This window comes from uncultured Tepidimonas sp. (assembly GCF_938045175.1).
Lineage (GTDB): Bacteria > Pseudomonadota > Gammaproteobacteria > Burkholderiales > Burkholderiaceae_C > Tepidimonas.
This window is the reverse complement of record NZ_CALIND010000036.1, coordinates 1-10854: the sequence shown is the minus strand read 5'-3', so window position 1 is coordinate 10854 and position 10854 is coordinate 1. Positions and strand designations below refer to the sequence as shown.

Sequence of the window (10854 nt, the reverse complement as noted above, 5' to 3'; positions counted from 1 at the left end):
TGGTGCCCAGGAGAGGACTCGAACCTCCACGCCTCTCGGCGCTAGTACCTGAAACTAGTGCGTCTACCAATTCCGCCACCTGGGCGCACCGGACAGACCGAAATTATAACAACTTTTTACCGTTGACCGCCCGTCACGGCGAGCCTGGCTCGCGGTATGATTGGGGCCTTGTCAGGCGCTGCTGACGCGCCTCACCGTGTGTGGTGTGCCAGCACTGACGAGCCGACGGTTTGCTTTTGGTGCCCAGGAGAGGACTCGAACCTCCACGCCTCTCGGCGCTAGTACCTGAAACTAGTGCGTCTACCAATTCCGCCACCTGGGCTTAAGGAAAGAGCCAAAATTATACACATGACGCGGGCCGCGCCCGCAGGAAATCCATTTGTCCGTGAAAGAAAAGAACCCAGTTGTCCTGACCGAAATCGAAGGGGTGGTCATCGGCCACCGTGATGGCCACGGCTTCGTCGTGCGCGACGACGGTCAGCCTGACATTTATCTGCCGCCCAACGAGATGCGCGCGGTGCTGCACAAAGACCGCGTGCGCGTGCGCATCGTGCGCCAGGACCGCCGCGGCCGTCCCGAGGGTCGGGTGACGGAGATTCTGGCGCGCGCCGACACCCCCATCATCGGGCGGCTGTTGCACGAAGGCGGTGTCTGGCTGGTGGCGCCGGAAGACAAGCGCTATGGCCAAGATGTGCTCATCCCCAAGGGCGCAACCGGTTCGGCCCAGCCCGGGCAGGTGGTCGTGGTCGAGCTCACCGAGCCACCCGCCCTGTATGGACAGCCTGTGGGACGGGTCAAGGAAGTGCTTGGCGACATCGACGATCCGGGCATGGAAATCGAAATCGCGGTGCGCAAGTACGGAGTGCCGCATAGGTTTTCCGAGGCCACGGTGGCCGAGGCGCGCGCCTTGCCGGATCGGGTGCGCGCCACCGACCGGCGCGGCCGTGTCGATCTGACCGACGTGCCGCTGGTCACGATCGATGGCGAGGATGCGCGCGATTTCGACGATGCGGTGTATTGCGAACCGGCGCGCGTCGGTCGCGGCAAGGGCTGGCGGCTGCTGGTGGCGATCGCCGACGTCAGCCACTATGTGCGCAACGGCTCGGCGCTGGATATCGATGCCTATGACCGAGCCACCAGCGTGTATTTCCCGCGCCGCGTCATTCCGATGCTGCCGGAGAAGCTCTCCAACGGGTTGTGCTCGCTCAACCCAGGCGTGGACCGCTTGTGCATGGTGTGTGACATGCTCATCGATGCCAAGGGGCAGGTCCAGGCCTACCAGTTCTACCCCGCGGTGATGCACAGCCACCAGCGCTTCACGTACACCGAGGTGGCGGCCATTCTGCAAAACACGCGGGGACCAGAGGCACAGCGGCATGCAGCCTTGGTGCCTCACCTGCTGAATCTGCACGACGTCTATCGCGCGTTGCTCGCGGCGCGGCAGGCACGGGGCGCGGTGGATTTGGAAACGGTGGAGACGCAGATCGTCTGTGACGAGGCGGGACGCATCGAGCGCATCGAGCCGCGCACGCGCAACGACGCGCATCGGCTGATCGAGGAGGCGATGCTGGCTGCCAACGTGTGCGCTGCCGAGTTCATCGCCACCCACCAGCACCCCTGCCTGTACCGCGTGCACGAGCGTCCGTCGCCGGACAAGGTGGAGATCCTGCGCGAATACCTCAAGGCGTTGGGGGTGCCCTATACCGTGCCGGATTTGCCGACCCCACGCGATTTTCAGGCCATCTCGCAGGCCACGGCGGACCGGCCCGATGCGCCGCAGATCCACCAGATGTTGCTGCGCTCGATGCAGCAGGCCATGTACTCCCCGCACAACGTCGGGCACTTCGGGCTCGCGTTCGAGGCGTACACGCACTTCACCAGCCCCATCCGGCGCTACCCGGACCTGTTGGTGCACCGCGTCATCAAAGCCATCTTGAAAGGCGAGCGCTACCATTTGCCCGAGTTGCCGCTACCGGGCGAGGCGCAGGCCAAGCTGGCCAAGCGGCTGGAGGAGCGCGGCGCGTCCGAGGCGATGAAACGCTCGCGCGGCCGACCGTCGAACGAGGTGCTGGGTTGGGAAGCCGCGGGGCTGCACTGCAGCGCCAACGAGCGCCGGGCCGACGAGGCCAGCCGCGACGTCGAGGCCTGGCTCAAGTGCAAGTACATGCGCGAGCGCCTGGGCGAAGAGTTCACCGGCACCGTCACCGCCGTCACCAGCTTCGGCCTGTTCGTCACGCTCGATACTCTCTATATCGAGGGGCTGGTGCATATCACGGAACTGGGCGGTGAGTATTTCCGCTACGACGAGCGTCGCCAGGAGTTGCGCGGTGAACGCACCGGTGTGCGCTACACGCTCGGCTCCAAGGTCGCGGTACAGGTCAGCCGGGTCGATCTGGATGGCCGCCGCATCGACTTTCGCCTGGTTCGAGACGACGAGATGGCGCCAGAGGCACGCACGGCGCGTGCGGCCATGGGCGGACCGGAGCGCGAGGGGGGCGAGGGCAGCGCCGAGCCGACCCACGGGCGCCGCACGCGCGCCAAGGGGCAGCAGAGCAAATCGGCGCGCGGCGGCGCCAAGCCTGCGGCACAATCGCCAGCGCCACGCCGTGCGAGACACCCGCGCAGCGGGCGTGGTTGAGACTGTCCCGAGTCCCTGCATTCGAGTGTCATGGCCATGCGCATCGTCGTTTTCCTGCTCGATACCGTGTTTTTCTTCCTGGTGGGCGCGGCGCTGCTGCGGGGTTGGATGAATACGCGCCGACTGCGCATGACGGCCCAGCCCGGGCCATTCATCATGGCACTGACCGACTGGATCGTGCAACCCCTGCGGCGCACGCTGCCACGCGCTTGGCCGCAGTCCACCGTGGACTGGGGCAGTTTTCTGGCGGCGGTGGTGTTGGCGCTGGCGCATGCGGGTCTGCTGCACCTGCTTTGGGGGGGAGCTCTGCCCGGGGTGCAAACCTTGGGCTTTGCGGTCACCGTCCCCGTGCTGGCACTGCAGCTGCTGCTGCGCACGGCTCTGCAGGGTTTGATGGTGTTGCTGCTGGTGTACGCGGTGTTGACGTGGGTGCAGCCGTTTTCGCCGCTCATCGGCACCCTGGGGCGGCTGCTCGATCCGTTGCTCGCCCCGGTGCGCCGGCTGCTGCCCACGATCGGCGGGGTCGATCTGTCGGTGCTGGTGCTGCTGATCCTGCTGCAGATCGGCCTGATGTTGCTGGGCTGATCGGGTTGCGGCGGCAAACGTCCACTCGGGCGAGTTGCACCGCAGGCGTCAGAGGATCCCCTCGAACAACAACACGTCCACCTCGTCACCGACGGCGACCGTGCCCTGGTCGTGGCCCAGCACGATCAGCGCATTGGCTTCGACCATCGAGCGCAGCATGCCCGATCCCTGATTGCCCGTGGTGCGCACGTGCACGCTGCCGTCGGGGGTACGCCAGACGATGCCCCGTTGGTATTCGGTGCGGCCGGGTTTTTTACGCATGACCTCGGCGGCGCGGGCCCGCATCGGCATCGGCAGCGTTGCGCGTGCACCCATCAGGCGCAGCAGCGCCGGCCGCACGAAAGCCAAAAACGTCACCATCACCGCGACGGGGTTGCCGGGCAGGCCGAACAACAGCGTGGGCGGGCGATCATCGCTCTGGCGCAGCCGCCCGACCGCCATCGGTCGCCCCGGGCGCATCGCGATGCGCCAAAACACCACCTCGCCCAAGCGGCGCATCATCGCCTTGGTGTAGTCGGCCTCGCCCATGCTGACGCCGCCGCTGGTGATGACGGCGTCGGCCTGCGCGGCTGCGTGCCGAAATGCCGCTTCTAGCGCGTCGGGCGCGTCGCGCACCACGCCCAAGTCGATCACCTCGACCCCGAGGCGGCGCAACATCGTCCCTACCGTGTAGCGGTTGCTGTCGTAGATGCTCCCCTCGCGCAGCGGCTCACCCAGCGACAGGATTTCGTCACCGGTCGAAAAATAGGCCACCCGCACCCGCCGCCACACCGGCACCTGCGCGATACCCAGGCTGGCGATGAGCCCCACCGCAGCGGGTCCGAGCCGCTCACCCGCGCGCAACGCCGGCCTACCCGCCGCCAAGTCCTCACCGCGCAGGCGCCGGTGTTCTCCGGGCCGAACCGCGCCGGCGGGCACCACGACGCTCCCGTCGGGTCGCACGCGGGCGAACTCGACCGGCACGACGGTATCCAGCCCCTCGGGCATCACCGCCCCGGTCATGATGCGCACGCAGGCATCGTCGGGCACGGGTTGCGTCCAGCGCGGACCGCCCGCGACCACCGTCCCCAAAACGCGCAGCGCGGTGTCGCGGTCGGATGACAGCGCCGCACCGCGGACCGCAAAGCCGTCCATGGCCGCGTTGTCGTGCGGCGGCACGTCGATGGGCGAGAGGATATCTCGCGCCAGCACGCGATCCAGCGCGTCGACCACGGCGACGGTTTCGAGCTCCGCCACCGGCTCGACCATGCGGTGTAGAAAATCGACGACGAGGGGGGCGGGCAGGGCACCCGGGTCGTAGCCCTGCAGCTCGGCAGCAATCTGTTCCAGGCTTTTCATGGGAGAAGCAGTGGGATCGTGGCGACGCGCCCGGCGGCGCGTCACGGGTGTTGTGCAGGGGTGGCCGTGGTCTCCAGCGCGTGCAAATCGGCCAGCGTGTTGACATTGGCAAAGGCGAGGGGGTCGTCATTCGGTCGGTCGAACGCCACCGGCACGCAGCGGTGGCGTGCCGTCCAGGCGTCGATCTTGCGTCCCCCTTCGCTCAGAAAGCGGTCCAAATCTTCCAGCAAGTGGGTGCCCAGCAACAAAAAGACGGGTTGCGTGCGTACCCGCCCGTCAGCCTCTGGGCCAGCGGCCATGGCCAAGTCGGCCTGGTGTTCGATCAGGGTCTGGCACATCCGGTCGGCCAGGTCGAGCGGAAAGCGCGGCGCGTCGCACGGCACGGTCAGCACGAATGGCGTTTGCGCATGGGTGAGCGCGGTCAGCATCCCCGCCAGCGGCCCGGCAAAGCCGCCAACGGTGTCGGGCCAGACGGGAACGCCGAACCCCTCGTACGCCCCCAGATGGCGGTTGGCGTTGATCATGACGTCGCCGATCCAGTTGCCGCGCTGCTGGCGCAGGCGCAGCAGTGCGTTCAGGGCCAGCGGCACGCCGCGGTAGGTTTGCAGCCCCTTGTCGATGCCGCCCATGCGGCTGCCCTGACCGCCTGCCAGCACAACGCCGGTGACGCTGCCCGGTACCGGTGATTCCCCCGCGGTCATGCGCTTCATCCCCCGATGTAGCTCATTTCGATGCGGCGTGCAGCGCTGCGCTGTTCCGCCGGCAGCAGGGCGCGCAGTTCGGAGTAACGGTCGTTGCGTCCCTGCCAGATGGCGGCCAGCGACGACGCGATGTCTTCGTCGCTGGCCCCACCGCGCAGCAGGCTGCGCAAGTCATAGCCGCGGTCGGCAAACAGGCACAGATAGACCTTGCCCTCGGTCGACAGACGGATGCGGTTGCAGTCGCGGCAAAAAGCCTGTGTGACGCTGCTGATGAGGCCGATTTCGCCCAATTGGGGATCGTGCCGCCCATCGGGTCCGGCATAGCCCCAGCGTTGGGCGGTCTCGCCCGGCGCGCTCGGCTCCAGCGGCACCAGGGCAAACTCGCGCTGCAGCCGTGCCAGCACGTCGGCACTAGGCAGCACTTCATCCATGCGCCAGCCATTGGTGGCGCCCACGTCCATGTACTCGATGAAGCGCAGCACAATACCACTGCCGCGAAAATGCCGCGCCATGGGGGTGATCTGGTCGTCGTTCGTGCCGCGCTTGACGACCATGTTGACCTTGATCGGCCCCAGCCCAACCGCCTGCGCGGCGGCGATGCCATCGAGTACCTCGCCCACGGGAAAATCGACGTCGTTCATGCGGCGAAAGACGGCGTCGTCCAGTCCGTCGAGGCTGACCGTGACGCGCTGCAGCCCGGCGTCGCGCAGCGCCCGCGCCTTGCGGCGCAGCAGGCTGCCATTGGTGGTCAGTGTCAGGTCCAGCGGCTCGCCCTCGGGCGTGCGCAGGGCAGCCAACTGCTCGATCAGGATCTCCAAGTTTTTGCGCAACAGCGGCTCGCCCCCGGTCAGGCGTAGCTTGCGCACGCCGTGCGCCACGAACAGCCGTGCCAGCCGCGTGATTTCCTCGAACGTCAGCAGCGCCGCGTGTGGCAGATAAGGGTAGTCCTTGGTGAAGACATCCTTGGGCATGCAGTAGCTGCAGCGAAAGTTGCAGCGATCCGTCACGCTGATGCGCAGATCCCGCAGCGGGCGACCCAGTCGGTCCGCGACATGGCCACGTGGCACGATGGGTACGGTGGGGCGCGGTGCGCTCAGCGCCGCGATGCGCTGATCGACCAAGGGAATGACACGCTCGGACATGTGCGCTAGATTAGCAGCATTGCGGTGCATGTCCACCGAGACTTACCCGGATCTCGCGTACTCGGCGCGGATGCTGTCACAGGAAAAGGGGTTGTGTGATGTGGCGACGCAGACACTGGTTGGTACACACGGCAGGGAGCATACTGGCAGGCTGGAGTGGCCAGCGGGCCTGGGCCCAACCGGCCGATGTGGCGGCGGCCGAGGCGCGCGCGCCCGCATTGCCAGCCATCGGTGTGCTCTGGAGCGTGCCCCCGATGGAGCGCCTCGACGGCACGCGGTTCGAGCCCGCCGACACCGAAGGGCGCGTGCTGGTGCTGTACTGGTGGGCCAGCACCTGTCCGTTTTGTGCGGTGACGTCGCCACACATCGAGCACTTCTGGCGCACTCACGCCACACAGCCCGGCTGGCTGTTGCTGGGCTTGTCCATCGACCGCACGGCCGACGCCGCGCGGCGCTACCTGCAACAGCGCGGCTACACCTTTCCGAGCGCCTGGGTGACGCCGGAGGTACAGCGTGCCATGCCCAAGCCCAAGGGGCTGCCCATCACGCTGGTGCGTGGGCGTGACGGCCGCATCGTCATGGCCGAGCGTGGGCAGCTCTTTCCCGAGGACGTGGAGGGCATCGCGCGCTTTTTGACCTGATGGGGCGTCAGTTTGGTGCCAGTAAAATAAACCACAATCGCCAGTCGTTCTGCTATCTACCCCTTCGCTTGTCATGGCTTTCAATCAAGTTACCCCAGGCAACAAAGTCCCCGACGCCTTCAACGTCATCATCGAAATCTCGATGCATGGCGAGCCGATCAAGTACGAAGTCGATAAGGCCTCGGGCGCGATCTTCGTCGATCGCTTCATGAACACCGCGATGCACTACCCGGCCAATTATGGGTACGTGCCCCAAACCATCGCCGGCGATGGCGACCCGGTGGACGTGCTCGTGTTGACGCCTGTGCCGCTGCCGCCGGGCGTGGTGGTGCCGTGTCGGGCGCTGGGCATCCTGAAGATGGAGGACGAGGGTGGCGTGGACGGCAAGGTATTGGCCGTGCCGACAGACAAAATCTTGCCCCTGTACTCGAACCTGCAATCGGTCGAGGATCTCCACCCCTTGCAGCGCAAGACCATCGAGCACTTCTTTGAGCACTACAAAGATCTCGACCCTGGCAAATGGGTCAAAGTGCTGGGTTGGGGTACGGTCGAAGAAGCCCGGCAGGAGATTTTGGCGGGCGTCGAGGCCTACCGCGCGCAGTCTGCCTGACGGTAGGGTGCGTGCGCTTGCAAGGCCGCCTGATAGGCGGCCGTTGCCGAGCGCTCCCGGGCCAAGTAGTTATCTACGGCGTGCGCAAACGCCGGATGAGCCAGCCAGTGGCGGCTGTGCACCGTCGTGGGCAGCAGGCCTCGGGCCATTTTGTGCTCGCCTTGCGCGCCACCTTCGAAGCGCGCCACCCCGTGGTGGATGCACCACTGCAGCGGCTGGTAGTAGCACAGCTCGAAGTGCAGACAGTCCACGCGCGCCAACGCGCCCCAGTAGCGCCCAAAGGCCGCCCGTGGTTGCGGAGTGGCGTCACCAAGCGCGACCAGGCTGGCGGCCATGGGCTGGTCAGCCCCATCACGCGCGATGAACATCAGCCAGTGATCCGGCAGCGCCCTGGCGACCGATTGGAAGAAGGCGGCGTTCAGGTAGGGCGGGTTGCCATGCTCCCAATAGGTCTGCGCATAGCAGCGAAAGAAAAAGTCCCAGTCGGCGGGTGAAATGGCGTCGCCTCGCCGCGCCTCGATCGTCACCCCGGCGTCGGCGACCTTGCGGCGCTCCTGACGGATTTTTTTACGCTTGTCGTGGCTCAAGCTGGCCAGAAAGTCGTCCCAATCCGTAAACGGTCCGCCACGCTCGGGATGCTGGTTGTGCCAGTGGAATTGCACCGTCTCGCGCGCCATCAGGCCGTGGGCATCGGCGGCGTGACTGTCGTCGGGTGTGCCCAGCAGCACGTGCAGGGAAGACCAGCCGCTGGCGTGCGCGTGCGCCAACAGCGCTTGCACGAGGGCCGCACGCGCCGCCGCATCGCGCGCCAGCAGGCGCGGCCCCGCCACGGGGGTGAATGGGACGGCGACCACGCCCTTGGGGTAGTAGGCGATCCCGTGCCGGTGGTGCGCGTCGGCCCAAGCCCAGTCGAACACGTACTCGCCGTAGGAGTGGGCCTTGGCATACGCGGGTGCGGCGGCCACCAAGCGGCCATCGTCGCGCGACCACAACGTGACCCAGTGCGGTGCCCAGCCGGTGGCGGCCGTGGCGCAGCCCGTCTCGTGCAGCGCGCACAGGTATTCGTGACGCATGAACGGGCCGCAAGCCTTGCCACCGGGCTGCGCCCATAGCAGCGCGTTCCAAGTGGGCGCGTCGATCTCGCGCGGGTCGCGCACGATGCGGGTGAGATAATCGAACCCCTTGTCGCAGGTTGAGGCATCCATGGCAATCCGGATCGCAGTCGCGCAGTGCAATTTCGTGGTGGGTGACTTGGCCGGCAACGCGCGTCGCATCATCGAGGCCGCGCACACCGCGCACGCGCAGGGTGCCCAGGTGCTGCTGACGCCTGAACTCGCGATTTGCGGCTATGCGGCCGAAGACCTGTATTTGCGGCCTGCATTCGTCGATGCCTGCGATGATGCCGTGCAAACCGTCGCGGCGCAGACGGCGCACCTTTTGGGCCTGCACATTGTGGTGGGACAGCCGCTGCCCGCCCCGGGGGCGACGGCCCGCGCGGGGCGCAGTGTGGGGCGCGCGCCGTGCCTCAACGCCGCCAGCGTCGTGGTCGAGGGGCGCATCGTGCACCGCTACGCCAAGCGCGAACTGCCCAACTACCAGGTCTTCGACGAGCGGCGCTATTTCGTGCCGGGCCACACCCCCGGCGTGTTCGATGTGACGGTCGATGGCCGTCGCCACCGCATCGGACTGCTGATCTGCGAGGATGCGTGGTACGAGCAGCCGGCAGCAGAGACGAAGGCGGCTGGCGCCGAGGTGCTGTGCGTCATCAATGCGTCGCCGTTTCACATCGGCAAAGGTGACGAGCGCGAGCGTGCCATGCGCGAGCGCGTGCGGCAGACGGGGCTGCCGCTCGTGTATGCGCACCTGGTGGGGGGGCAGGATGAAATCGTGTTCGAAGGGCGCAGCTTCGCCCTCGACACGCAGGGTGACGTGGCCGCGCGTGCCCCCAGCTTTGCCGAGGATGTGCTGTGGGTCGATCTGCACCCGCGCGCCGATGGTGGCTGGACGGTGCAGGGCCCGGTGGCGCCACAGCCCACCACCGAGGAAGACTTGTGGCACGCGCTGGTGCTGGGCACGCGCGACTACGTCGAGAAGAACGGCTTTCCCGGCGCGATCATCGGTTTGTCGGGCGGCATCGACTCGGCGCTGGTGCTGGCGATCGCGGTGGATGCGCTGGGGCCCCAGCGCGTGCGCGCGGTCATGATGCCGTCGCCCTACACCGCCGACATCTCTTGGCTGGACGCGCGCGACATGGCAGCACGGCTCGGGGTGCGCTACGACGAAATCGCGATCGGCCCGATCTTCGATGGGTTTCGAGCGGCGCTGCAGCCGCTGTTCGAGGGGCGGCCCGCCGACACCACCGAAGAAAACCTCCAGGCGCGCATTCGCGGCACGCTGCTGATGGCGCTGTCCAACAAGTTCGGCGACATCGTGCTGACCACTGGCAACAAAAGCGAGATGGCCACCGGCTACTGCACCCTCTACGGGGACATGGCCGGCGGCTTTGCCGTCATCAAGGACGTGACCAAGACCTGGGTGTGGCGGCTGGCACGCTGGCGCAACGCGCACGACCCCTACGGCCGCGGCCCCGATCCGATTCCGCAGCGCATCATCACCCGGGCGCCCAGCGCCGAGTTGCGCCCCGATCAAACCGACCAGGACACGTTGCCGCCCTACGACGTGCTCGATGCGATCATCGAGCGCTACATGGAAAACGATCGCAGCCCCGCCGAGATCGTGGCCGAGGGTTATCCCGCGCAGGCGGTCGAGCAAGTGGTGCGGCTGATTCGGATCAACGAGTACAAACGCCGCCAGGCCCCCGTGGGGATTCGCGTGACGCACCGCAGCTTTGGCAAGGACTGGCGCTACCCCAACACCAACCGCTGGCGCGGCTGACGCGCGGCCTGCGCGCGAGTACTGGCTCGTGCATCCGGTGGACCCATCGTCACCATCTATTTGTTGGTGAAGGGGGCCTACGGCAAGCTCGAGGTGCAAGCGCTGCACGGCACGACTGCGGCGCACAGCGTACCCGGTGTCGTCATCGACTGGGCGCTGGTCATGCGCGAAGACTGACGTCCCGCGCGGTCATTTCTTGGGGGCTGTGGTAGATTTCGTGCTGCGGGCGCTCGGGGCCGCACCGAGATGCTTGCGTCACCCCTTTCCCCACCAACCGATCCGGAGTCGCCGCGCATGAAGCAGA

At 66.9% G+C, this 10854-nt stretch carries 9 protein-coding genes and 2 tRNA genes; 5 read left to right on the top strand and 6 right to left on the bottom strand.

From position 1 onward, the window contains the following. Both Q0716_RS01780 and Q0716_RS01775 read right to left on the bottom strand, forming a co-directional pair. Positions 1-85: transfer RNA gene (locus tag Q0716_RS01780), tRNA-Leu, on the bottom strand. A gap of 152 nt (positions 86-237) precedes the next feature. Continuing rightward, a tRNA-Leu gene (locus tag Q0716_RS01775) sits at positions 238-322 on the bottom strand. Positions 323-385: 63 nt separating this feature from the next. Here Q0716_RS01775 and rnr point away from each other — a divergent pair. Further along, the gene (gene rnr, locus Q0716_RS01770; RefSeq protein WP_299019011.1) at positions 386-2638 is read left to right on the top strand and encodes a ribonuclease R; all 2253 of its coding nucleotides are present in this window, start codon (positions 386-388) and stop codon (positions 2636-2638) included. A gap of 36 nt (positions 2639-2674) precedes the next feature. Then, a complete protein-coding gene (locus tag Q0716_RS01765; RefSeq protein WP_299019009.1) occupies positions 2675-3223 on the top strand; it encodes a YggT family protein in 549 nt (182 codons plus the stop codon). 48 nt (positions 3224-3271) lie between these two features. Here the strand turns inward: Q0716_RS01765 and glp are convergent, their stop codons facing one another. From glp to moaA, 3 genes are read right to left on the bottom strand one after another with little or no spacing between them, the layout of a single operon-like run. Continuing rightward, the gene (gene glp / locus Q0716_RS01760) at positions 3272-4561 is read right to left on the bottom strand and encodes a gephyrin-like molybdotransferase Glp (RefSeq protein ID WP_299019006.1); all 1290 of its coding nucleotides are present in this window, start codon (positions 4559-4561) and stop codon (positions 3272-3274) included. 41 nt (positions 4562-4602) lie between these two features. After that, positions 4603-5262, bottom strand: a complete 660-nt coding sequence (mobA, locus tag Q0716_RS01755; RefSeq protein ID WP_299019004.1) for a molybdenum cofactor guanylyltransferase MobA — start codon at positions 5260-5262, stop codon at positions 4603-4605. Between the two features lie 5 nt (positions 5263-5267). Then, a complete protein-coding gene (moaA, locus tag Q0716_RS01750) occupies positions 5268-6404 on the bottom strand; it encodes a GTP 3',8-cyclase MoaA (RefSeq protein ID WP_299019002.1) in 1137 nt (378 codons plus the stop codon). A gap of 98 nt (positions 6405-6502) precedes the next feature. On the opposite strand from moaA, the gene Q0716_RS01745 reads away from it, so the two are divergent. Both Q0716_RS01745 and ppa read left to right on the top strand, forming a co-directional pair. Beyond that, positions 6503-7045, top strand: coding sequence for a TlpA disulfide reductase family protein (locus tag Q0716_RS01745; RefSeq protein ID WP_299019000.1), 543 nt, complete (start codon positions 6503-6505; stop codon positions 7043-7045). 73 nt (positions 7046-7118) lie between these two features. Next, positions 7119-7655 (top strand): inorganic diphosphatase, encoded by a 537-nt coding sequence (gene ppa, locus Q0716_RS01740; protein ID WP_299018998.1) that lies wholly within the window; start codon positions 7119-7121, stop codon positions 7653-7655. Here ppa and Q0716_RS01735 read toward each other — a convergent pair. Beyond that, positions 7634-8860: a GNAT family N-acetyltransferase gene (locus tag Q0716_RS01735; RefSeq protein WP_299018996.1), complete on the bottom strand. Its 1227-nt coding sequence runs from the start codon at positions 8858-8860 to the stop codon at positions 7634-7636. The two genes, ppa and Q0716_RS01735, sit on opposite strands and share 22 nt — an antisense overlap. Between Q0716_RS01735 and Q0716_RS01730 the strand changes: the two genes are divergently transcribed. Beyond that, positions 8859-10550 (top strand): NAD+ synthase, encoded by a 1692-nt coding sequence (locus Q0716_RS01730; protein ID WP_299018994.1) that lies wholly within the window; start codon positions 8859-8861, stop codon positions 10548-10550. The two genes, Q0716_RS01735 and Q0716_RS01730, sit on opposite strands and share 2 nt — an antisense overlap. The last annotated feature ends 304 nt before the right edge of the window (positions 10551-10854 follow it).

What these genes read in the sequence shown, in the direction of transcription:
- Q0716_RS01765 (WP_299019009.1), top strand. Translation starts at nt 2,675, where the DNA reads ATGCGCATCGTCGTTTTCCTGCTCGATACCGTGTTTTTCTTCCTGGTG.
- glp (WP_299019006.1), bottom strand. Translation starts at nt 4,561, where the DNA reads ATGAAAAGCCTGGAACAGATTGCTGCCGAGCTGCAGGGCTACGACCCG.
- mobA (WP_299019004.1), bottom strand. Translation starts at nt 5,262, where the DNA reads ATGACCGCGGGGGAATCACCGGTACCGGGCAGCGTCACCGGCGTTGTG.
- moaA (WP_299019002.1), bottom strand. Translation starts at nt 6,404, where the DNA reads ATGTCCGAGCGTGTCATTCCCTTGGTCGATCAGCGCATCGCGGCGCTG.
- Q0716_RS01745 (WP_299019000.1), top strand. Translation starts at nt 6,503, where the DNA reads ATGTGGCGACGCAGACACTGGTTGGTACACACGGCAGGGAGCATACTG.
- ppa (WP_299018998.1), top strand. Translation starts at nt 7,119, where the DNA reads ATGGCTTTCAATCAAGTTACCCCAGGCAACAAAGTCCCCGACGCCTTC.
- Q0716_RS01730 (WP_299018994.1), top strand. Translation starts at nt 8,859, where the DNA reads ATGGCAATCCGGATCGCAGTCGCGCAGTGCAATTTCGTGGTGGGTGAC.
- Q0716_RS01735 (WP_299018996.1), bottom strand. Translation starts at nt 8,860, where the DNA reads ATGGATGCCTCAACCTGCGACAAGGGGTTCGATTATCTCACCCGCATC.